Source organism: Collinsella sp. AM33-4BH (assembly GCF_003469205.1).
In the GTDB taxonomy this organism is placed as follows: domain Bacteria; phylum Actinomycetota; class Coriobacteriia; order Coriobacteriales; family Coriobacteriaceae; genus Collinsella.
Genome location: NZ_QSIN01000008.1, coordinates 88,912 through 110,151 on the forward strand (window position 1 = coordinate 88,912; position 21,240 = coordinate 110,151).

Annotated in this window: 21 protein-coding genes; 2 read left to right on the plus strand and 19 right to left on the minus strand. The window is 61.6% G+C overall.

Going from position 1 to position 21,240, the window contains the following annotated elements:
* Positions 1–55: 55 nt before the first annotated feature.
* The 5 genes from DW821_RS07345 to tmk form a co-directional block, all read right to left on the minus strand.
* Positions 56–475: a hypothetical protein gene (locus DW821_RS07345; RefSeq protein WP_118066269.1), complete on the minus strand. Its 420-nt coding sequence runs from the start codon at positions 473–475 to the stop codon at positions 56–58.
* Positions 476–485: 10 nt separating this feature from the next.
* Positions 486–1,292: a ComF family protein gene (locus DW821_RS07350; protein WP_233503119.1), complete on the minus strand. Its 807-nt coding sequence runs from the start codon at positions 1,290–1,292 to the stop codon at positions 486–488.
* A 102-nt stretch (positions 1,293–1,394) separates the two neighbouring features.
* Positions 1,395–3,095: a regulatory iron-sulfur-containing complex subunit RicT gene (locus tag DW821_RS07355; protein WP_117629902.1), complete on the minus strand. Its 1,701-nt coding sequence runs from the start codon at positions 3,093–3,095 to the stop codon at positions 1,395–1,397.
* The gene (locus DW821_RS07360; protein ID WP_117629903.1) at positions 3,086–4,213 is read right to left on the minus strand and encodes an ATP-binding protein; all 1,128 of its coding nucleotides are present in this window, start codon (positions 4,211–4,213) and stop codon (positions 3,086–3,088) included. Before DW821_RS07360 ends, DW821_RS07355 begins: the two co-directional genes overlap by 10 nt.
* 1 nt (position 4,214) lies before the next feature.
* A complete protein-coding gene (tmk, locus tag DW821_RS07365; RefSeq protein ID WP_117629904.1) occupies positions 4,215–4,898 on the minus strand; it encodes a dTMP kinase in 684 nt (227 codons plus the stop codon).
* Between the two features lie 206 nt (positions 4,899–5,104).
* Here tmk and DW821_RS07370 point away from each other — a divergent pair, with 206 nt between their 5' ends.
* Complete coding sequence (locus DW821_RS07370) at positions 5,105–6,088, plus strand: zinc-ribbon domain-containing protein (RefSeq protein ID WP_118066270.1); 984 nt, start codon at positions 5,105–5,107, stop codon at positions 6,086–6,088.
* Between the two features lie 529 nt (positions 6,089–6,617).
* Here the strand turns inward: DW821_RS07370 and DW821_RS07375 are convergent.
* The 8 genes from DW821_RS07375 to DW821_RS07410 form a co-directional block, all read right to left on the minus strand.
* The gene (locus tag DW821_RS07375) at positions 6,618–7,121 is read right to left on the minus strand and encodes a DUF5626 family protein (RefSeq protein ID WP_117654912.1); all 504 of its coding nucleotides are present in this window, start codon (positions 7,119–7,121) and stop codon (positions 6,618–6,620) included.
* Positions 7,122–7,436: 315 nt separating this feature from the next.
* A complete protein-coding gene (locus tag DW821_RS07380) occupies positions 7,437–10,046 on the minus strand; it encodes a DNA topoisomerase I (RefSeq protein WP_118066272.1) in 2,610 nt (869 codons plus the stop codon).
* A gap of 54 nt (positions 10,047–10,100) precedes the next feature.
* A complete protein-coding gene (hypB, locus tag DW821_RS07385; RefSeq protein WP_118066274.1) occupies positions 10,101–10,784 on the minus strand; it encodes a hydrogenase nickel incorporation protein HypB in 684 nt (227 codons plus the stop codon).
* A gap of 55 nt (positions 10,785–10,839) precedes the next feature.
* Positions 10,840–11,196, minus strand: coding sequence for a hydrogenase maturation nickel metallochaperone HypA (gene hypA, locus DW821_RS07390; RefSeq protein WP_118066276.1), 357 nt, complete (start codon positions 11,194–11,196; stop codon positions 10,840–10,842).
* A 6-nt stretch (positions 11,197–11,202) separates the two neighbouring features.
* Positions 11,203–11,985 carry a twin-arginine translocase subunit TatC gene (gene tatC, locus DW821_RS07395; RefSeq protein ID WP_199574631.1) on the minus strand — a complete coding sequence of 261 codons (783 nt, stop codon included), beginning with the start codon at positions 11,983–11,985 and terminating at the stop codon, positions 11,203–11,205.
* Positions 11,985–12,557, minus strand: coding sequence for a twin-arginine translocase TatA/TatE family subunit (locus DW821_RS07400; protein WP_158555265.1), 573 nt, complete (start codon positions 12,555–12,557; stop codon positions 11,985–11,987). The genes tatC and DW821_RS07400 overlap by 1 nt, the downstream gene beginning before the upstream one ends.
* 153 nt (positions 12,558–12,710) lie before the next feature.
* Positions 12,711–13,025: an STAS domain-containing protein gene (locus DW821_RS07405; RefSeq protein WP_089572422.1), complete on the minus strand. Its 315-nt coding sequence runs from the start codon at positions 13,023–13,025 to the stop codon at positions 12,711–12,713.
* 66 nt (positions 13,026–13,091) lie between these two features.
* A complete protein-coding gene (locus tag DW821_RS07410) occupies positions 13,092–14,396 on the minus strand; it encodes an aminotransferase class I/II-fold pyridoxal phosphate-dependent enzyme (RefSeq protein WP_118066278.1) in 1,305 nt (434 codons plus the stop codon).
* A gap of 149 nt (positions 14,397–14,545) precedes the next feature.
* On the opposite strand from DW821_RS07410, the gene DW821_RS07415 reads away from it, so the two are divergent.
* Positions 14,546–14,800, plus strand: coding sequence for a hypothetical protein (locus tag DW821_RS07415; RefSeq protein ID WP_022093864.1), 255 nt, complete (start codon positions 14,546–14,548; stop codon positions 14,798–14,800).
* 373 nt (positions 14,801–15,173) lie between these two features.
* On the opposite strand, the gene nhaA is transcribed toward DW821_RS07415, so the two are convergent.
* From nhaA to DW821_RS07445, 6 genes are all read right to left on the minus strand, one after another.
* Entirely contained in the window at positions 15,174–16,532 is a 1,359-nt protein-coding gene (gene nhaA / locus DW821_RS07420; protein ID WP_118066280.1) for a Na+/H+ antiporter NhaA, read from the minus strand.
* A 267-nt stretch (positions 16,533–16,799) separates the two neighbouring features.
* The gene (locus tag DW821_RS07425) at positions 16,800–17,723 is read right to left on the minus strand and encodes a manganese-dependent inorganic pyrophosphatase (RefSeq protein ID WP_118066282.1); all 924 of its coding nucleotides are present in this window, start codon (positions 17,721–17,723) and stop codon (positions 16,800–16,802) included.
* Positions 17,724–17,890: 167 nt separating this feature from the next.
* Positions 17,891–18,844 carry an ROK family protein gene (locus tag DW821_RS07430; protein WP_233508985.1) on the minus strand — a complete coding sequence of 318 codons (954 nt, stop codon included), beginning with the start codon at positions 18,842–18,844 and terminating at the stop codon, positions 17,891–17,893.
* Between the two features lie 241 nt (positions 18,845–19,085).
* The gene (locus DW821_RS07435; protein WP_199411192.1) at positions 19,086–19,418 is read right to left on the minus strand and encodes a PTS lactose/cellobiose transporter subunit IIA; all 333 of its coding nucleotides are present in this window, start codon (positions 19,416–19,418) and stop codon (positions 19,086–19,088) included.
* Positions 19,419–19,427: 9 nt separating this feature from the next.
* Positions 19,428–19,730, minus strand: coding sequence for a PTS sugar transporter subunit IIB (locus DW821_RS07440; RefSeq protein WP_118066284.1), 303 nt, complete (start codon positions 19,728–19,730; stop codon positions 19,428–19,430).
* Positions 19,731–19,890: 160 nt separating this feature from the next.
* Positions 19,891–21,234, minus strand: coding sequence for a PTS sugar transporter subunit IIC (locus DW821_RS07445; RefSeq protein WP_117637075.1), 1,344 nt, complete (start codon positions 21,232–21,234; stop codon positions 19,891–19,893).
* Positions 21,235–21,240 lie beyond the last annotated feature (6 nt).

A 21,240-nucleotide genomic window follows, 5' to 3' on the forward strand; every position in this document is an offset into this window, starting at 1 on the left:
TCCCGCGATCGCTCAGTGAAATCTTGGAGCACAGCTCCTGGGCCAGGGCAAACGCCTAGATGCAGCCGACCTCGCGCGCAACGGCAACACAAAGGGCCTCGGGAGATAGGCTGTACACCCCCGGTTCCACCTCTAGAATCGAGCCTGCGGGCAACCTGGAACACACGGACCAGCCTACGCCAGGCATGCGGCGGCGCTGCGCCGCAGATCCCACCAGCAAGCACAGATCTTCTTGCACCTCGCCACTTTTGGCTCCAATTCGCACCAAGTCAGGAAGATAGATATCCTCGGTCGAGGGCGACGACGTGCGCAGCACACGGCGCTCTTCATCGAGATTAAGGTCCTTCCAGCTGATATAGCCCATCTGCCGGCGCTCGGCGCGCATCATGCGCAGCGCTGAAGCGCCTGTTAGGATTACGGAAGCCGCTAGCTGTTCGCCTGTCGGCTCGTTGCGCCGCTCAATCTTCACTGCCACAAAACCACCCCTACCAAACACGTGCGATAGCAAGGCCATCGACTGCCGCAGCGCCGGCACGCTTGAGCTCCGCCGAGGCTGCTGCCATGGTCGCGCCCGTGGTGATAACGTCATCGATAAGCAGTAAGCGGCGGCCGTGCACGTCCTCAACCGTCTCGTACATGCCTTGGGCACGCTCGCGACGCTCCTCACGACCGAGTTCGCGCTGGTCGCCATGCCCGTACTTGACGAGGGCATCGAGCAGGGGAACACCCGACAGCTCGCAAAATGGGCGCGCAATGGCCTCCATATGATCAAAGCCACGCCGCCGAAACGCTGCCGCCGTCGCAGGCACAAACACCACCGCATCCGCACCGGACAGCACACCTCCCAAGCGTTCGGGCGCTACGACCTGGGCATGCAGGGCGGTGTCGTAGAGCAGCTCCGCCAGATACGGCGCCAGGCGTCGCTCGCCCGCGTCCTTGTACGCTTTAATGATGCGCGGCAGCGGATGCGCATAGACGGAGCACGCCAGGCACCGGTCGAGTGCCTCCGCCATTGCCGAGGACGTGCCCTCGACCGAACACTCAGTGCACAGCAAATCCCCAAACGGGGCGCCACATCGGGTGCAGCTATGCCGTGGGTCGATGAGCGTGAGCGCAGCCAGGCAGTCTTGGCAAATAAGCGCACCGGCGCGCTCGCAGCCGGCACATCGTGTTGGCGACAATGCCTCGAGCGCCTCGCGTGCCGCCCGCTCGGCAAACGGTAGCAATCCGTCCGCAAACGGTAGGGCGCCGGCACCTTGCAGGCATCCCAACACATTCAAATGTCTCTTCACGACACAACCCTCCCTACGTTCGATCGCAGGGAGGGTTGTTGATTCAGCGCTATGGTACCCCGACGCGATTGGGGCAAGGCTGGTTAAATCCGCTCGCGGGCGTTATTCGCCGGCAGGCGGTTGTGGTGCAGACGAAGACGGGGCCGAGCCCTCGCCACCATCCTGGCGCGGCTTGCGGGAACGGCGACGGCGACGGCGCTTTTGACCCTGGTCGGCCGAGCCCTCGCCACCGCGATCCTCGCGCGGCTCGCGCTCGTCGCGAGCGGCGCCACGCGAAGCCTTGGCAGCCGCTCCCCCGCCATCTCCGGGACGACGGCGCGTGACCTTGACCTCGCCATCCGAGACCTGATCGGCAACGGAGGGCACTGAGGGCTTCTGCTGCGCGCCCGAGGAATGGCGACGGCGCGAACGCGGCGCGCGCTCCTCCTCGCCACGTGACTTGCCGCCCTTGTCGGCAGGCGCGTCGGAGGCCGAGGCGCCCTTGGAAGCGGCACCAGCCTCGCGAGCAGCTGCGGCGCGGAAGGCGTCCTCGCGCTCCTCGCTCGACAGATGACGGCGACGACGGCGCGTGGGGTTCATGCCACCGCCGCGGTTTTGCTGCTGGGGCTGTTGAACCTCGCGCTCGCGAGCTCCGTTCTTGCCGGCGGCTGCGGCCTCGCCGGCATCGGCAGAGCCCGCACGCTTGCGGCGGCGACGGCCACCGGCGGTATCCTCGACCTCAGGCGCCTCGGCCTTGCTGCGGCCCTTTCCGCGGCCACGGCCCTCGCCCTGCCCCTGACCGGCGCGAGCATCGGATTCAGCATCGCGACGACGGCGCTTGGGCATCGACGTACCGGCCAGACGGTCGGCGCTCGACAGGCCATCGCCCACGTCGACGCCGTTCTCGCGGTCGAGCTCCATAAGCGCCAGACGCATCTCGGGCGACTCGATGCGCTCGAGCACGTCGCGCGTCACGCAGTCGGGGCGGCAGTTGCAGCCCTGCTCGGCGGCCTTCTTTTTGCAGCCCTCCGAGCAGGTCATATCGGCCAGGTTGACCTTAAAGACCTTGCCGTTCTCCAGGCGCAGCACCAGCTGCTCACGCGGCGTGTCATATTCCTGAATACGCGCCTTGCCGAGCGGCGTATCGATGAGCGTCTTCTTTTTGGGCGCACGGCTCTTAAAGTCCTTGTACGCTTCGAACTCATAGCGCAGGCAGCACATCAGGCGGCCGCAAACGCCGCTGATCTTGGAGGAATTGAGCGGCAGGTCCTGCTCTTTTGCCATGCGGATCGAGACGGGCTCAAACTGTCCGCCAAAGCGCGTGCAACAGAGCTCCTGGCCGCACTGGGCATAGCCGCCCACCAGGCGAGTCTCGTCGCGCACGCCGATCTGGCGCATGTCGACGCGAATGTGCAGCGTCGAGGACAGATCCTTGACGAGCTGGCGAAAATCGACGCGCTCCTCGGCCGCAAAGTAGAACACGGCCTTCTCGCCGCCAAACAGGTACTCGACGCCCACCGGCTTCATCTCGAGGTCGAGTTCTTTGACCAGACGGCGGAAATCGACCATGGCCTCGTCGCCCTGGATGGCAAGATCGTCGGCAAGCTGCAGGTCGATGTCGCTCGCCACGCGCAGCACGGGCTTGAGCGGCTGACCGATCTCGTCTTGCGGCACCTCGAAGGGATCGGCCGTAACCAAGCCGATCTCGGTTCCGCGCTCGGTGGAGCAAATGGCATAATCGGCCTCGAGGATATCCAGGTCCTGCGGGTCAAACCACAGGTCGCGCGAGGCGTAGGTAAACTTAACGGGTACGACTAACGGCATTTCAGTGCCTTCCTGATATCGAACAGCATGACCTCGATGGCCAGCTGGGGAGTAACGTTTCTGGCGATGTTGTGCTCGGCGGTTGCGACCGCCTCGAGCGCCTGGGTGGCACCCGCAACATTCGTCGCAGCGGCAAGCCGACCGATCGTGTCACGCACGTCTTCGTTCACCACGTCGGCCGCCTCGTCCTGAAGTGTCAGCAGCACGTCGCGCATGAGCGTCCGCGCGCTCGCCAGCGCTTCCATGATACCCGAACGCTCGCGCGCATTGAGTTCGCGCTTGTTGCGGTCCTCAAGCTGCTTCAATGCTCCACGCGACAGGTAGTCGGCATTTTGCTCGAGTACCTTTTCCTGCGTGGACTTGACCTCGGCGAGCGGCGCCTTGACGGCGACGATGAGCGACTTGGCGCGACTGAGCACGTCGGCCTCGTCGGCGGCAATGAGTGAGTCGATGGCACGGACCATCTGACGGCGGGCGTCCTGGCGCTCGGCGCTCTTAAGAAACTCGATGCCGCGTGTGGGGCTTCCCGCCACGGCGACCGCCATGCGGCAACGCGCGGGGTCCTGGCCGGTGGCGCGGCTCACGGCCTGCGCGGCGACGGCGGGCGACACCAGCCGAAACGGCACGCACTGGCAGCGGCTCACGATGGTGGGCAGCATCACGTCTGCCGAGGTGCCCAGCAAGATGAACATAACGCCCTCGGGCGGCTCCTCGAGTGTCTTGAGCAGTGCGTTGGCGGTGTTGGCGCGCAGTTGCTCGGCACGGTCGATGATGTAGACCTTGGCCTTGGCGCGAATGGGTGCCAGCGGCACGTCATCGAGCAGCTCGCGGGTCTGGGCAATAAGATAGCCCGTGGCGCTCTCGGGCGTGTAATAGTGCACGTCGGGATGCGTATGCCGAGAGACGCGCACGCAACTGTCGCATGCGCCGCAGCCGTCCTGCTCGCACAGGAAGGCTTGGGCGAGCGCCCACGCGGCATCGAGCTTGCCCGCGCCGGGCGCGCCCAAAAACAGGTAGGCGTGCGATGCACGGCCGCTGGCGACGGCATTGGTCAAAAAGTCGCGCACGCGCTCTTGGGTGTCGAGCTTGGCCAGCAGGCTTGCCTGAGCGGGGGCCATGTTACTCGGCCTCCTTGGCAAGCGCGGCGGCGACAGCATCCTGGGGGATATCGAGACCGTACGCGCGAACCTGCTCGACCGTCTTCTCGAAAACTACCTCGACGGTCGTAGTGGCGTCGATGAGCTTTACGCGGTTTGGCTCCTCGGCAGCAATGGCGCAAAACCCCTCGTAGACACGCTCCTGGAATGCCATGCCCTTAGCCTCCATGCGATCTGCCGCGCCACGGGCTGCCATGCGTAGCGCCGCCTGCTCGGGCGTGATGTGGTAGACGAGTGTGAGCGCCGGGTGCGTTCCCGCGACGGCCAGGTTGTTGGCGTCGCGCACCATCTGGCGATCGAGGCCGTCGGCAAACGCCTGGTAGCAGGTCGTGGAATCGTAGAAGCGATCGCACAGGACCACCTTGCCGGCAGCGAGGGCGGGCGCGATGACCTCGTGCACCAGCTGGGCACGCGCGGCCTCGTAGAGCAACAGCTCGCAGGTATCGCCCATCGCCATATTGGCGGGGTCGAGCAGCAGGGCGCGGATCTTTTCGCTGATGGCGGTGCCGCCCGGTTCGCGCAGGCTCACAACCTGGTGGCCAGCGAGCTCGAGCGCGCGAGCAAGCAGGCGCGCCTGCGTGGACTTGCCGGCACCGTCGACGCCCTCGAGCGTGATAAAGCTATGTTGAGCGGGCTCAAAAGCCATGGACGCAGCCCCTTCCTACAAGGCGCGTAAATGCGGATATATCAACCAAGCCATGATACCCCAGGGACAGGCGCGCCCCAACGATTAGCCGACAGTTAGGGACGTTCCTAAACTGCCGGCAGATAAGGAACGTCCCTAACTGCCGGCTTCTTGGGGCAGTGGGTATAATCGTCGTATTGCATTGAAATGTGGCGAAAGGAGTGGCAATGTCTCGGTATTGCGCCTCGTGCGGCAAGCTTCTTGAAGATAATGCCAAGTTCTGCACCTCGTGCGGTGCACCCGTTGAGCAAACAGCCGCGAGCGATAGCCAGCCCGCTTTTGAGCAGACCGGCTCCCTTGATACGCCGCAAGCCAAGGCGGACGACCCCCTCGCCTATAGCCCCGACCCCGCCGCAAGGACCGAGGCCGTCGAGACCACGCAGCGCATACCCGTCGCGAGCGGCTCGCCCCAACAGCAGCCGGCTCCCGCATACGCGCCCGCTTCGCCACAGACCCCCGCTCCCAAAAAGAGCGGCACCGGGCCGCTTATCGCCGTTATCGTTGTGCTGGTGGCGATCATCATCGCCCTGGTCATCTTCTTTGCGATCAGACCGTTCGACAACGCCGCCACGCAGACGACTGCCGAGGTAGCTAAGCTGCACCATGACGTCGACGACGATGACCTAAAGCCTCTCGGCAATCCCAACAGCCTGTACGACGATGATGACGATGACGACGAGGATGGCGGCGAAGCAACGCTCTCCGAGCAGAACCTCTACCGTCGCCTGAGCGAATACTACGACCTGCTCGAAGATCTCGACAGCCAGGTCCGTGGCTGCGCGCAGAACTTCAACGGCAACTATCTGGAAGAGGATCGAACCACCCGTCAAAATCTCGCCGACGTCGCCGAGCGCACGGAGGACACCATCGAGCAGTATTACGACATCGTCGAGGACCTGGACGTCCCGACGAGCTCCAAGAACTACAGCTCCTGGAAGGATATCATCGCCCTGTACGACGACCTGGATCACCGCATTGACGCAATCTGTGATGCCTGGGAGATCAGCCTGAAATACGCCAAGCCTGCGGACCACAAGAATGAGATCGTGGCGCCGCTGGCGCGCGACAACGTGGCGGGCACCAATGACAATAAGTACCGCCTAGACTTTGAGGAGCGCTATCCCGGCGCTAAGCCTGTCGAGGTGAACTAGTCGCATGCGACGTTCTTAAACGACTAGTCATTAAAGAACGTCCCCAATGACTACCTGAGGCGGCAGTTGGGGACGTTCCTAAACTGCCGGCAGAAAAGGACAGTCCTTGCCAACCCGGACGGCAAACCGGCCAATCGGCAAGGGCTGTCCCCGATCGCTAGTCGTTTAAGAACATCCACGACGACCGGGTGGCAAGGAGTCTCCCCAAGCACCGGCTGGAAAGGAACGTCCCCAGGTGACGGGTCGTGGATAGGCGTGGATTTGGCGCTGATGCGGTCTCAGTCATAGAAAAATCCTCTCCGCCCACAGATAAGCAGACAGAGAGGATGGCACCCGCTGAAATGGATTCGAAATCGAGCGGACTGACCGCCTACTCTTGTTTGGTTCGTTCAATAACCTTTTTGAGAGCCTTTATCAACTTGCAAACGAGATAGATCACCGCAGCGACGATCCCGATCTCAACCAGAACTATTGCCAGGAGGGAAACCTCTCCGCCAATGTTGATCTTGCCCAACACGCCCATATTGAATCACGCTAGATATGTATGCAGCCGAGAGCCATTTATTTCAGCTCCAAGAGTATAAGTCGCAGACGCCATACCGCCTACTCCGGTAAAAAGAAAGCTCCACTTTGTTCGTTTGGAAGAAAAACTCTTACTGAAATTCGATAAGGCACCGCCAACGGAAGATGCTTTATGGCCCCACCACGATGTAATGTTGTAGTTCTTGATTGATATCCAGTACTCAGCATCGAGCACTCCAGTATAGAAATAAACCTTCCAATTCCCATCAGTAGCGTTGTAGTAGCCGTCCCAAATCGGGGCAACATCAGCTTGCTCTTTCTCTATCCCAAAAACACCTGTAGAGCCATCTGACAGCTCGATAGTACGTTCTTGTTTCGGCCCATCATTCAAATCGAAGCATGCGTCGGCGGGCGTCAAATACTCAGAAGCATTTGCGGAGGGCAATAAAATAAATCCGGTGGCGAAAAATAGGACAACCATTGCTAACAACAACTTGGGCATTTTTTTCATCATGTCCTCCTGTCACGTGTCATATGTAACGACAGCCGCGGCAATTTAATTATCGCCTGGTTCTGACAATTTATTTTCCGGCACAGCAACTAATCCGCAAAAGGCGCCATTTTGTCCGTTAGCGGTTTCTTTTTTATCAACAGACGACCAGGTTCCGACAACTATGTATCGGGGGCGCTCTTAAACGGCTGGTCGTTGGGCGCACTCTTTCGCCGCCCGGCAGAAAAGGAACGTCCCTAACTGCCGGATAAAAAACGAGCGAGGATCTTGAGGTCCTCGCTCGTTTTTGTTCTAGGTGATGTTTCGACCGTGCGGCTACTTGTCGGCAGCGGTCTTTTTGGCAGTCGACTTCTTCGCAGTTGACTTCTTCGCGGTCGTCTTCTTGGCGGCAGTGGCTTTCTTAGCCGTCGTCTTTTTGGCCGCCGTTGTCTTCTTCGCCGTGCTCGCCTTGGTTGTGGTCTTGCGGCCGCGGGCGGGCTTCTTCTCCTTGGTCGGGCAGTCCATGTTCACGCAGATGCGCCACGGACCGCGCGCCGTGTTGACCACCACGATGGGGGCGCCGCACTCGGGGCAGGTCTCGCCCGTCGCCTCGAGCTTACCGCGCGCCGGCAGAGGATAGCTCACGCCGCAGTCATCGTAGTTGGTGCAGCGGATAAAGCGCTTGCCGCTCTTCTCGCTCTTGTGCGCGATCAGGTCGCCATGGCGTCCGGCCTCGGCGCACACCTTGCACTCGCCCACCTTAAGGTCAGGCTCGTAGTTGGTGGGGCACGTGGGGTTCACGCAAATCTCGAAGGCCTTCTGGCGGAACGGCTGGCACTTAATGCGCGGCGCGCCGCACTCGGGGCACACGGCCGCCTCGCCCTCGAGCGGCCTCACCTTGACGCCGCTCGGCACCGGATAGGTCACATCGCAGTCGGGCCAGCCCATGCAGCCGATAAAGCTGCCGCGGGTCTTGGCGCTCGTCTTCATAACCAGGTCCTTGCCGCACTTGGGACAAGCGCCCACGCGCGCATCGGCCGTGACGGCGTCGCTGATGGCGTCGCCCAGTTCCTGCGTATGTTTGAGCAGCTCGTCGAGCACGCCGGCCAGCAGCGCGCGCGAGTGCGTCACGACATGTTCTTCGGTGTCCTCGCCGCGCTCCACGCGGGTCATGTCGCCGTCGAGCTCGCTGGTCATATCGGGGCTCGTGATGCGCGGGGCAAACTGCGACAGTGCATCGATAATGGCGATGCCCAGCTGGCTCGGCTCCACGGGATCATTTTTGAGATAGCGCACGGCATACAGGCGCTCGATGATGCTCGCGCGCGTGGACTTGGTGCCCAGGCCGCGCTTTTCCATCTCCTGCACGAGCTTGCCCTGGCTGTAGCGCGCGGGCGGCTCGGTCTGCTTGGCCTCGAGTTTAATGTCGAAAACGTCGACCGTATCGCCCTGCTCCAGCGGCGGCATCTGCTCGTCGCGCTTAAGTCCATACGGATACGCCTCGCGGAAGCCCGGGGTCACGAGCACGTCGCCCGAAGCCACGAACGGCTCGCCGTTGACGTCGAGCTCGAGCTTGGTGTTCTCGATGGTCGCGGGCCCCATGAGCGTTGCCAGGAAGCGGCGGGCGATGAGGTCGTAGAGCTTGCGCTGGCCGCCATCGAGCGTGGACGGATCGCCTTCGCCCGTGGGGTAGATGGGCGGGTGGTCGGTGGTCTCGACTTTGCCGCGCGTGGGCTTCATGGGGCCGGCGAGTACCTTTTTGCACACGGGCGCCAGCGCCGGGTTGATCTTTGCCAGGTCGCTCACCACGGCGCCCAGATCGAGCGTCGCAGGGTACACGGTGTTGTCGACACGCGGATAGCTGATGAGGCCCGCCATGTAGAGGGACTCGGCGATGCGCATGGTACGTGCAGGTGAGATGCCCTCGGCCGCGGCGGCAGCCTGCAGCGAGGTCGTCGCAAACGGCGTGGGCGGCTGCTGCTTGCGGGAGCGCTTGGTCACCGCGGCGACGGTTGCCGTCGTAGCGCCGTCGACGTGGCCGTACGCCGTCTCGGCAGCATCTTTGTCGGTAAAACGTGTCGTCTTGTGCGCAATCTTAAAGCGGTCATCCTCGGCAGCACCCTGAGCGGCACCCATGCCGCGAATCTGCCAATAGTCCTCGGGCACAAACGCCATGCGTTCGCGTTCGCGCTCGACCACCAGAGCGAGCGTCGGCGTCTGCACGCGGCCGGCGGAGCGCACGTTGCCAAAGCCGCCAAACTTGGCGAGCGTCAGGTAGCGCGTGAGCACCGCACCCCAAATGAGGTCGATGTGCTGGCGGCTCTCGCCGGCGTCGGCCAGATTCTGGTCGAGCGAGACAAGATTATCGAAGGCCTGCGTAATCTCGGCCTTGGTAAACGAAGAATACTGGGCGCGGGCGACCGGCAAGTCGGGCGCAACCTCGCGCACCTTGTTGAGGGCGTCCGAACCGATCAGTTCGCCCTCGCGGTCGAAGTCCGTGGCGATAATGACGCTGTCGGACTTCTTGGCAAGGTTCTTGAGCGAGCGGATGAGCTCCTTCTCGGCCGGCAGCTTAATGACGGGCGCCCAGGTGAGGTAAGGCAGGCTCTCGAGCTTCCAGCCCTTGATGGAGATACCATCAGCAAGAAACGGCTTGCGCTTGGTGTCGTAGGGCGGACGTGCCAGGCCATCGGGCATATCGGCCGGCAGCATCTCGCCGTCCTCGGTGACCGAATACCAGCCCAGCTTTTTATCGAACAGCACGCTGTCGCAAAAATCGGGCGCAAGGATGTGACCGGCAAGGCCGATCGTCACGCACTCCTCGCCCTTCCACTCAAAACGGTAGATGGCGGTGTTGTACACCTTGTCCTTTTTGGGCTTGCCCGTGGACAGACGCTCGGCAATCTGACGCGCGGCGTCGTTTTTCTCGGCGATGATGAGCTTCAAAAGAGGCTCCTATCTCGTATCTCTGCGGCTACGCCCGCCCGTATGGCGGCCGACTTACGCCCTTGCTTGCTCAATCTGCCCGATGAGCCAATCGCACCAGGCATCCATGCCCTCGCCCTTGCGCGCGCTCACGGCAAACCGCGGCGCCTGCGGATTGAGGTCATCGAGTGTCTTAGTATACCTATCCATGTCAAAATCGAAAGCCGGGGCCACGTCGACCTTGTTGAGCAGCTGCGCGCCGGCGTGCTGGAAGATGCCCGGATACTTGATGGGCTTGTCGTCGCCCTCGGGCACCGAGAGAATCATGATGGACAGGTTCTCGCCCAGGTCAAAGTCGACCGGGCAGACCAGGTTACCCACGTTTTCGATAAAGATGACGTCGATGTTCTCCAGACCCACAGCCTGGTCGAAGGCATCGACAGCCTCCATGATCATGTTGCCCTCGAGGTGGCACAGACCGCCCGTGTTAATCTGGATGGCGGGCATGCCGGCTTCCTTCATGGTAATGGCGTCGACATCCGAAGCGATATCGCCCTCGATGACGGCACAGCGCAGGCCGGCTTTGTCACGCAGGCGCTCGTTGGTGCCCAGAATCGTGGTGGTCTTACCCGAGCCGGGGCTCGACAGCACATTGATCACGTAGGTGTTCGTCTGCTCAAATCGATGACGCAGCTGATCTGCCAGGCGCTCGTTGCGCGACAGAATCGGCGAAGCAATATCAATCGTTTTCTCGGCCATACTTAGCGCTCCTTACTTTGGCCCCTTTATACCCCATCGCTAGATGGCTAGCGGGCTAATCGTCGGGGGTTTCGATTTCGATACTTGCGATATCGAGCTCGCGGCCGTGCAGCAGGCGCACGTTGGCGCCGCCACACTGGGGGCAGCGACAATGGAAACGGTCGTGCTCAAAGACCTCGCCGCAGTCCAGGCACTCGCTTTGTGGATGGACCTCCTCCACGGCAAGCTCGCAGCCGCGCGTGAGCGGGTCCTCGTCGCGAAACGTCTCCCACGCAAAGTCGAGCGCCTCGCGCACGACCTCGGTCATATCCCCGATACGAAGCGTTACCAAAACGGCGCGCGAGGCCCCCGCCCCACGCGCCGCGCGAATCACTGTATCGAGCATGCCGTTGACAATGCCAACCTCGTGCATACCGATTTACTCCTCGTCGTCCGAGAACAGGTCCAGACGGCTCACGAACAGGCCCTCCTTGCCCTCGCGCGCGGTAATGACCACGCGAGCGATGGCAAGCGAAATCTCGTAGAGCGAGAGCAGGGCGCCATACATGAGACCCAGCGTAACGGGCGAGCCGTCGGGCGTAATCACAGCCGAGCCCACGAGCAGGCCAACGTATACGTAACGCCAGGCGCTGCGGAAGGCCGCATAGGACACAATATGGAAGACGGACAGGTAGAAGATGATGAGCGGCAGCTCAAACGCCACACCAAAGCCGATCATAAAGAGCAGCTCCATGTTGACGTAGTTCTCCAGGTCGGGCAGCGCGGTTGCGACGGCCGAGGTCTCGCCGATGAGCCACTCAAAGCCCGCCGGAATAATGACGAAGTAGCAGAAGATGGCGCCCAGGAAGAACAGCACCGTCGAGGCGAGCACCGTGGGTACGACCCATTTGCGCTCGTTGGGGCGCAGTGCCGGCAGGAAAAATGCCAGGATCTGCCAGATGATCATGGGCGTGCACATGACCACGGCCATCTTGATGGCCAGCGAGAAGCGCAGTCCAAAGCCGCCGAGCGTGGTGGTGATGTAGAACTTACCGTCCGGCACAAACGAGCGGATGGGATCCTCGAGGATATCGAGCACCACGGGCGTGGCAAAGTACAGCACGATGGCGGCGGCAAACACCGACACGACCACGATGGTCAGGCGGCGACGGAGCTCTCCCAGGTGATCGAAGAGCGGCATACGCGCAGGTCCGATAGGCATTACTCATCGCCTCCCTTCGGGGCATCGGCGGCAGCAGTCTCGGCAGCGTCCTCGGCCTCGAGCTCGCGAGCGAGCTGGTCGACGACAGCCTTGCGCTTGCGGGGACGGCGGGCGTAGAGGTCAGCCGTCGTGGGCTCTGCCGGCTCGGGCTCGGGCTCTGCAGCAGGCTCGGGCTCGACGGCAGTAGCAGGCTCTGTACCCTCGGCCTCATCAACAGCGCCTTCGCCCTCAGCAGCACCCTCGCTTGCGGCCTTCTCGGCAGCAAGACGGGCGCGACGCTCGGCAAAGGTCTCCTTCTTGGCGGGCGCTGCCGTCTCGGCGGCATCCTCGTCCGCATCGGAATCGTCGTCGGTCGCAGCAGTCTTCTTGGGCTTGACCGGGGCCGACGCGGCCTCGCTCACCGGATCGATAATCTCGGACTGAACAACGGCCGTCATCTTTTCCTGCGTCTCGCGGAACTGACGGATGGCACGGCCGATCGTGCGGCCCATCTGCGGGAGCTTATCCGGGCCAAACAGCAAAAAGCCGAAGACCACGATGATCGCGAGCTCACCCTCTCCAATACCAAACACACATACCTCCAAGGCTCGATGTGAGTCGAGCCCGCACCGCGCCATTCGGCCGGAACTCGTCTATTCATTCGGTCAAGTATAGCGCCCGGACGCCAAAACGTCCGAGCGCATCACAAACATATGCCAAACGGCACGCCCTTTTGGGGGCAAAGATTATGCAGCGGTGATCGAAATCTCCTGGTCGACACCCAACAGCTGAACCACGCGCATCACCGGGGGCTGCACGTTGACGCAGCTAAAACGCTTACCATGATCAGCTGCGTGGTGTGCGGCGCCCACAAGCACGCCAATGCCTGTCGAATCGATGTAGCTCACCTGGGCAAAATCGAGCTCAACGGCCTCAGTGGGCTGCTCGAGCGCCAGGTCGATGGCATTGCGCAGGCTATCGGCGTTAGAGATATCGATCTCACCGGTCACCTTAATGGTGTAGAGCTCTGGCGTGGGGTTGGTGGAAATACCCAAATCCATGTATACGCTCCTTTACGTATCGAAAGTGCGGATAGTACTAGGCGCGGACTTGCGGGGCCCTACGCGTTAGGCGCGCTCGGTACGCGCAAGCTCGGCAGCGACGAGCTTGACAGCCAGCACCAGCACATCGAGCGCAGCCTCCAGGTCCTCGACCGTGGGATAGCTCGGCGCGATGCGGATGTTGGTGTCGCGCGGATCCTTGCCATAAGGCCAGGTGGCACCAGCCGGCGTGAGCTTGACGCCCAGGTCGGCACAAAGCGCGGCGACCTTCTGGGCCGAGCCCTCGGGGCCATCGAAACTCACAAAGTAGCCGCCATGGGGATGAGTCCAAGTGGCGCAACCCGTGTTGCCCAAGCCCTCGGTGAGTTTACGCTCAACGGCCTCAAAGCGCGGGCGCAGGAACTCGGCATGCTTTTTCATGTGCTCCTTGACCGCCTCGATGGTGGGAAGGAAACGCACGTGACGCAGCTGGTTGAGCTTGTCGGCGCTAATAAGACCGGCCTTCAGGCGCTTGGAGAACTCGGCGATGACCGCGGGGCTCGCACCGATAAAGCCGATGCCGGCACCCGGGAAGGTGATCTTGGACGTCGAGGCAAAGGCCACCACGCGGTCCTCGGTGCCCGCCGCGCGGGCAAGATCGAAGATGTTGGCGAGCTCGTCGGTCTCGTCGTACAGGTCGTGCACGCAGTAGGCGTTGTCCCAGAAGATGCGGAAATCGGGCGCGGCCGTGGGCATCTCGACCAGGCGACGCACAGTGTCCTCGCTAAAGGTGATGCCCGTGGGGTTGGAATACTTGGGCACGCACCAGATGCCCTTGATGGAGTCGTCGGTGGCAACCAGGCGCTCAACCTCGTCCATGTCGGGGCCGTTGTCGGTCATCGCGACGGGGACGTTCTCGATGCCCAAGTCGGCGGTGATGCCAAAGTGGCGATCGTAGCCAGGAACGGGGCACAGGAACTTGACCTTCTTGCCGTCGTGCGCTGCCTCGTAAGCCTCCCAAGGGTCGCTGCCGCACGAGCCGCAACGCCAGAACATACCGGCGATATCGTGCTCGATCAGCAGGCTCGATGAGCCCAGTACGAGCGTCTGCTCGGCAGGACAACCCAGGAACTCCCCCGCCAGCTTGCGTGCCGAGGGAATGCCCTCGAAGCAACCGTAGTTGGAGCAGTCGACATTGCCGTCGTGCAGATCGGCATCGGCATTGAGGATATCGAGCATGGGGCGAGAAATGTTCACCTGGGAGGGCGACGGCTTGCCGCGCGCCATGTCGAGCGCCAGGCCCTTGGCCTTGACCTCGGCAACCTCGGCTTTAAGCGCCTCGATGGCGGCATCGAGTTCGGTGGTTTCCATCTTCTGGTAGATCGTCTGCATGGGTGCGACCTTTCGCGAAGCGGTACGTTGCAGTTCGTCTAAGTATAGACCGCCACCGCCGCAACGGTATGAAGCCGTGATAGATTAAGTTCATCGCAATGAATTACGAATCGCCGCGCATGCCGGCGTGGGGCGCCCAAGGAGGCACTATGGAGTACGGATCGTTTCAGGCCGAGGAATTCGGCGACTTGCAGCGCCTGGTCGACGGACTGTTTTACGACCGCCACGCCATCGACCGCCTGGATCTGATCGTACAGGCCGAAATCTTGGACCTGGCGCCCGACCTCATGGAGATCGTGAACCTTTTGCCGCCCGGCTACTACGACCGCCAGTCACTTTGCGACCAGCTCAACTCCGCCTTGGCCGCCCACGGCTGGGGCGCCGTCTACGGAACGGTGGAATAAGCCTCGAGGCCGGCGATTTGGCCCGCTTCCCGACCTTGGCGAGGCTTGTTTTAGGGCTTGTGGCCAAAAAAGGGCAAATATGAGTACTGTTACCTTTTTAGTAGCAGCGATTCTTGGTCGAAATCGGCAAAACTCGACTTGAAACTTCCTAATCACCGTCAGCTAGCGCCAAATTGGAATTCGATGGTCACTCATTAACGTACAGTTCTTATAACTTTGTTCATTATTTTCCGCACCTAAAATGATACGCCGTTTGTGACAGTACTCACAAACGGCGTTTTTTGACCACTGGCGTGTCTGGCAGGCGGCAAGCACCGCCCGAATCCGCATTTTGAACGCGCCCGAATCGGTTCTGGAGCCGGTTTTCGCGCTCTTACTCGTCTTTGGGCGAGAGATGCTTGCAGACCACGCTCATGTAGATCATGCCGAGCACGGCTGCGGTGACCGAACCGGCGAGAATAGCGGCCTTGGCTGCAAGAACCTCAAACTGGGCCGTCGGGAAGGCAAGGCCGCTGATGAGAATCGACATGGTAAAGCCGATACCGCCCAGAATGCCCACGCCGGCAATCATGTGCCAGTTGACATTGTGCGGCAGCTCGCAGGCCTTAAGCTTAACCAGGGCAAACGTCATACCAAAGATGCCGATCGGCTTGCCCAGCAGCATGCCAAAGTACACGCCGAGCGTCACCGGGTCGGTGAGCAGCGTGCTCATGTCCACGCCCACTAAGCGAACCTGAGCGTTTACGAACGCAAAGATCGGCAGGATCACAAAGTTGACCGGCGTGGAGATCAGACGCTCCATGCGGATAAGCGGCGGGGTCACGCGGTGCATGACGCGCTCGACCTTGGTTGTCGAGACGGTAAAGTCATGCTGGCCCAGGATGTGTGCCTCATCATCGTAGCGGTCATCGAGCAGCGGCAGGCACTCGCCCAGCCAATCGGTGAGGCTATCGAGCTTGACGCCACACTTGGCCGGGATGGTAAAGGCCAAGATGACGCCAGCAAGCGTGGCATGTACGCCGCTCTTGAACATGCAGAACCACAGCAGCAGCCCCAGTACCGAATACGGGGCAAGGCGGTAATGCTGCGTCTTGTTGAGCCACACGAGCGCGCAGGTCACAAGCGCGGCGGCGCCCAACCAAAACGGATTGGGGCTCTGACCGTAGAAGATGGCGATGGCGGCGATGGAGATGAGGTCGTCGGCGATGGCGAGCGTCGAGAAGAACACGCGCACGCCGTTGGGCACGCGATTGCCCAAAAGCGACAGCACGCCCAGCGCGAAGGCAATATCGGTTGCCATGGGGATGGCCCAACCGTTGCGGGCGCCGGCATGGTTAAAGATCAGGTAGATGCAGGCGGGAACGACGACGCCGCCCACGGCCGCCAGCATGGGAAGCATGGCCTGACGCGGATTCTTGAGCTCGCCGACCGTCATTTCGTACTTAAGCTCAATGCCCACCAACAAAAAGAAAATCGCCATGAGGAAGTCGTTGACGAAAAGCTCAACGGTGAGGCCAGCCGTCAAATGCCCCAGACCCACATACAGCGGGGTCTCCAAAAAGTGATGGATGGCCTCGTAGGCATCGGTATTGGCGCAAATGACGGCGGCGATGGCGGCGATGACCATAACCGCGGCGGAAATCGTGCCGTTCTCGGCGATGCGCTCCCAGATGTCGTGACGTTCAAAGCGCTTGCGTTCACGAACGTTGAACAGCTGCTCGGGTGCTGCCATGGGCGGCTCCTTTCACGGGAAAGCTCCCGTCTTAAAAAAGCACGGCCCGCCCAAGTGGCGGCGCCGCGCTCTAACGTATTACGCTTGCATCTAGCCTACCCTGCACGACAAGCACGCAGGCGTGGCCGAAAAGCGGAACCACAGGTTGAACATTATTTGCTCAACGGCACGGGCACGCCTGTCCGGGAGACGACGCGGCGCCGTGCACAAAAAACGACCGGAGCGCGGGGCGTCCGCGATCCGGTCGTGGCGTTCGGTCAACTAAACCTAGCAGGCGGCCATGATGGGGGCAGCGACCTGCTTCTTACGGGAGAGGACGCCCGGCATCCAGACGCCGTCGTACTCATCGGCAATGCCCAGGCCCTTCTGAGCAGCCTCGGTCTCGCCCTCGAGCAGGACCTGCGAGCCCTCCTCCATGATGTCGGTGATGCACAGGACAATGCCGTCGGCGCCCTTCTCGGCGGCGTAGGCGCGCATGGCCTCGCGGATCTCGTCGATCATGCCGAGTGCGCGGCTCTTGTCGACGGTCTCGTACTGGCCAATGAGCAGCTTCTTGCCAGCGGGCTCGAACATCTTGATGTCGTTGCCGACCATCTCGGCTGCAGTGAAGGAGCCGGACGGACGGGTGAGGAAGACCTCCATGCCAAACTTGACCGGGTCGACGCCCACCTGCTCGCCGAGCTTGGCGGCGACGGCGCGGTCGACATCGGTGGTGGTGGGGCTCTTGAGCATGAGCGTGTCGGTCATCATGGCCGAGAGCAGCAGCTTGGCCTGTACGTCGGAAAGCTCAACGCCGAGCACGCCGGCGAGCTTGGTGACGATGGTGCAGCTGGAGCCCCAGGGCAGGCAGATGTAATGCAGCGGGCCGGCGGTCTCGAAGTCGCCGATGCGGTGATGGTCGACGACGCCAAAGACCGTGGCGTCCTTAAGGCCCGCGACGGACTGGGCGGACTCGTTGTGGTCGGTGAGGACGACAAGCTGACCGGCCTCGACGGACTCAATCACGCGGGGCTCGGCAATGCCGGCGTCGGCGAGCAGCTTGGCGGACTCTGCCGGAAGCTGACCAAGGGCGCAGGCCTCGTAGGTGTTGCCGGCATACTCAACCTGGTTGAGCAGCTGGGACAGGACGACGGCGCTCATGATGGCGTCGTTATCGGGGTTCTGGTGACCAAAGACAAGAACGTTTGCCATGGATATCCTCCACTTGATATGTGTACTTGGACGTAGCTATGGTAGCACGCCGATGCCGAGCCTTCGCAGACGGAAGGGCCACGGCATATTTTGGGGCGCAGGCACGGGGCCAAGGCCGTCCCTTTTGCACCATGTTGGTGCAAAGTAACCTGTCCCCCTTGCACCAGCTATTTACCGGCAGCGCGCAGGGCTACGTAGGCGGCACCGATGATGCCGGCGTCGTTTCCGAGCGAAGCGACATTGATGGGTGTCTCGCGCGAGGCGGAAAGCGCGTACTGCTTAAAGTGCTCGCGAACCTTGTCGAGGTAGACATCGGCCGAGGCGGAGGCGCCGCCGCCGATGAGGAACATCTCGGGATCAACCACGTTGGCAATAAGCGCCAGTGCGCGGCCGAGATAGTCGGCCATGGTATCGGCCGCGGCCAGCGCGAGCTTGTCGCCCTCGCGACAAGCCTGGAACACGTCCTTGGAATCGGAGGGGCCGGTCAGCTCGATGGGCTCGACGCCCGCCTTCTTGCACTCGGCAAGGTAGTTGCTCACCACGCCGGTGGCGCTGGAATACTGCTCCAGATGGCCATGGCCGCCACAGCCACAGGTGCGCTCCTCGGCCGGGTTCAGGCACATGTGGCCAATCTCGCCGCCGGCGCCCACAACACCCGATACCACGTCGCCGTTAACGATAACGCCGCCGCCCACGCCGGTACCAATGGTGACCATCACCACGTTCTGTACGCCCTTGGCAGAGCCGAGCCAGGCCTCGCCCATAGCAGCAGCGTTGGCGTCGTTCTCGTACTTAACGACCGCGTCGGGGCAGTGCTCCTGAATGGCGACTCTCAGCTCGGGCAGGTTAATGGCAATGTTGGCCTTGACCTTGGCATCGCCCGATGCCGGGATGGGGCACGGAACGGCCAGACCAATGCCCGCCACAAAGGCACGCGGAATCTGAGCCTTGGCGACCACCTGGTCGATAGCCTCGGTCACCGCGGCAAAGCCAGCGGCGTCAACGATAGGAGGCGTAGGCACGCTGGCCTTGGCCAGCAGGTTGCCGTCCTCATCGAACAGACCCTCCTTGACCGAGGTACCGCCGACGTCGATGCCGATGTAATACTGCTTAGGTTCCATGGGAGCCCGCCTTTCTCGTTTAAACATTGCCAGTATGGTACCGCTCCCAAGGCAAAAACCTACCAAAAAGGGACAGGTTTGTTTTGGCAGGTTTTATCTGGGGAAACGCAAATGGCCGCTCAACAGGCCGCGCAAGACCATCCCCAAAAATAAAGGCGCCGGGAGGCGGAGACTCCCGGCGCCCGTCAAAGGGGCTATGTTGTCTGTCGGACCGCACGGTCCTTCGCGGCGATAACGCCGACTAGGCCTTAAGTGCCTGCAGCTGCTTGTGGATTTCGATGAGCTCCGTCGCCATGACGCGCATGGTCTCGGTGCCGGCCATCTGGTCCTCGGCATGCAGCAGAATCAACGGGGCCTCGCCATTACGCTCGCCGTTGGCCTCTTTCTTCAGAAGCCCCATATGGACATCGTGGCCACCGTTATAGGCCTCGTCGCCCTGCTTGATAAGCTCCTCGGCAGCGTCAAAATCGCCCTCCTTGGCCTTTTGCACGGCATTGATGTACATGCTCTTGGCGGTACCGACGTAGCTGATGATCTCGAAGCAGGTCATCTGCAGTTCGTTCATATCCTCCATGCGGAGCACCTAGCCCATCACGCTGACGCAGTGGTCGATGATGCCGGCAGCGTTCATGCGGCCGTAGTCGACCATGTTGATGACCTCGACCGGGAAGCGGCCAGCGGCCTCCTTCTCAAAATCGCCCTTGGTGTAGCCGATCTGCGGGCCAAGCAGCAACATGTCGCACTCGTCCAGGTGATCGTGGGCCTCGTTCATGGGGCGAGCCTCGACCTCAATTTCCAGGCCACGGTTCGCGACCTCGGCCTGCATCTTCTGGACCAGCAGGCTCGTGGACATACCGGCATTGCAGCAGAGCATGATCTTCTTCATGGTTTCCTCCTTATAACTGCGCGGCGCGCAGACGACGACTGGTTTCATTCTTTGCAGCTATTGTTCCCACCCCCTGCATCTTTACACAAGGGAGAGAGCCGCGGGCACCGGCACCGCGTACCGGCGCCCGCAAAGGTGAAAGGGACGAACGTTAGGCGTTCTACTCGGCGAGAGCCTCCTGCTTGGCGATTGCCTTCTCGGAAATCTTCATAAAGGGCAGGTAGACGGCCATGCCAATGACAATCTCGAGAGCCTGCCACACGCCGGCGCGCCAGTCAAAGCCCGTAGCGAGCAGGGCATTGATGACGGGAGGCATGGTCCAAGGCACCTGGGCGATGCAGGGGCTGATGATGCCTGCGCAGGTAAGGCCATAGGTGATGCCGATGAACAGATCGGGAAGAAGGACAAACGGAATCATGAGCGGCAGGTTGTACACGATGGGGTAACCGTAGATAACCGGCTCGTTGATGTTGAACAGACCAGGCAGGATAGCCATCTTGGAAACGGTCTCGGAAGCCTTGTTCTTGGAGAACAGGAGCGTGTCGAGCAGAAGCATGAGGGTGCAGCCCGAGCCGCCGATGAGGGCGAAACTGTTAACGATCTGCATGTTCATGTAGTGATCGGGCTGGATGGTGCCACCGGCGGCAAAGGTAGCCATGTTGTCGACGATGAGCATGGTCAGGATCGGCTCGACGGTAGCGCCAGAGATGGTGGACTGGTGAATACCGACGCAGAACAGCAGGTTAGCAAGGGTGTAGATGAGGATAACAGCCCACGGACCGGCGTTCATGATGTTCTTGAGCGGGTTGGAGATGCACGTGGAGATGATGGTGCACAGATCGGTGCCGGCGCACACGGCGAGCAGGGCTGCGGCAAGAGCGAAGATCGCGAGGTTGAGCAGCATCGGGATCATGACGTTGAAGGAGTTGGAGACCGCGGGAGGCACGCCCTCGCCCAGCTTAACCTTGAGCTTCTCGACGCCAGAAATCTTGATGAAGAGCGAGACGGAAAGCAGGGCGATGATAATAGCCGAGAACAGACCGTTAGTGCCGGTGTTGGCAGTCGAAAGGGCGCCCGTGACCTCGGCGGAGGTGATCTTGTCGGTGAGCAGCGGGCTCGTGGCGGCAAGCGTGGCGGTGATCTGCTGCGGCATCATGATGACGAAAGCAGAGATAGCGACGACCACGCAAGCGAGCGGGTTATCGAAACGCTTGTTCTTAGCGAGGCTGTAGCCAATCAATCCGGCCAAGATAATGGCAGAGACGTTGAGGGTGCCCAGCGTAATTGCCGAACCCCACGTCTGAAGGTTGGCAAGGCCCGCCGCATCGAGCGGGAACAGGGGGAACACGACGTTGTTGATAAGAACCGCGATACCCGCAAGGATATAGAGCGGCGTGATGGTCGCGAAGGCGTCGCGCAGGGAACGCAGGTGAACCTGGTTTCCCACCTTCGCAGAGACCTCGGCAAACTTGTCGAGGAAGCTCTTTCCGTTGTCACTGGCCATGATTGC

Excerpts from the sequence above, each read along its gene's own strand:
- DW821_RS07355 (WP_117629902.1), bottom strand. The coding sequence starts at position 3,095 with ATGCCGTTAGTCGTACCCGTTAAGTTTACCTACGCCTCGCGCGACCTG.
- DW821_RS07360 (WP_117629903.1), bottom strand. The coding sequence starts at position 4,213 with ATGGCCCCCGCTCAGGCAAGCCTGCTGGCCAAGCTCGACACCCAAGAG.
- tmk (WP_117629904.1), bottom strand. The coding sequence starts at position 4,898 with ATGGCTTTTGAGCCCGCTCAACATAGCTTTATCACGCTCGAGGGCGTC.
- DW821_RS07370 (WP_118066270.1), top strand. The coding sequence starts at position 5,105 with ATGTCTCGGTATTGCGCCTCGTGCGGCAAGCTTCTTGAAGATAATGCC.
- DW821_RS07375 (WP_117654912.1), bottom strand. The coding sequence starts at position 7,121 with ATGAAAAAAATGCCCAAGTTGTTGTTAGCAATGGTTGTCCTATTTTTC.
- hypB (WP_118066274.1), bottom strand. The coding sequence starts at position 10,784 with ATGGCCGAGAAAACGATTGATATTGCTTCGCCGATTCTGTCGCGCAAC.
- hypA (WP_118066276.1), bottom strand. The coding sequence starts at position 11,196 with ATGCACGAGGTTGGCATTGTCAACGGCATGCTCGATACAGTGATTCGC.
- tatC (WP_199574631.1), bottom strand. The coding sequence starts at position 11,985 with ATGCCTATCGGACCTGCGCGTATGCCGCTCTTCGATCACCTGGGAGAG.
- DW821_RS07405 (WP_089572422.1), bottom strand. The coding sequence starts at position 13,025 with ATGGATTTGGGTATTTCCACCAACCCCACGCCAGAGCTCTACACCATT.
- DW821_RS07410 (WP_118066278.1), bottom strand. The coding sequence starts at position 14,396 with ATGCAGACGATCTACCAGAAGATGGAAACCACCGAACTCGATGCCGCC.
- DW821_RS07415 (WP_022093864.1), top strand. The coding sequence starts at position 14,546 with ATGGAGTACGGATCGTTTCAGGCCGAGGAATTCGGCGACTTGCAGCGC.
- nhaA (WP_118066280.1), bottom strand. The coding sequence starts at position 16,532 with ATGGCAGCACCCGAGCAGCTGTTCAACGTTCGTGAACGCAAGCGCTTT.
- DW821_RS07425 (WP_118066282.1), bottom strand. The coding sequence starts at position 17,723 with ATGGCAAACGTTCTTGTCTTTGGTCACCAGAACCCCGATAACGACGCC.
- DW821_RS07430 (WP_233508985.1), bottom strand. The coding sequence starts at position 18,844 with ATGGAACCTAAGCAGTATTACATCGGCATCGACGTCGGCGGTACCTCG.
- DW821_RS07435 (WP_199411192.1), bottom strand. The coding sequence starts at position 19,418 with ATGGAGGATATGAACGAACTGCAGATGACCTGCTTCGAGATCATCAGC.
- DW821_RS07440 (WP_118066284.1), bottom strand. The coding sequence starts at position 19,730 with ATGAAGAAGATCATGCTCTGCTGCAATGCCGGTATGTCCACGAGCCTG.
- DW821_RS07445 (WP_117637075.1), bottom strand. The coding sequence starts at position 21,234 with ATGGCCAGTGACAACGGAAAGAGCTTCCTCGACAAGTTTGCCGAGGTC.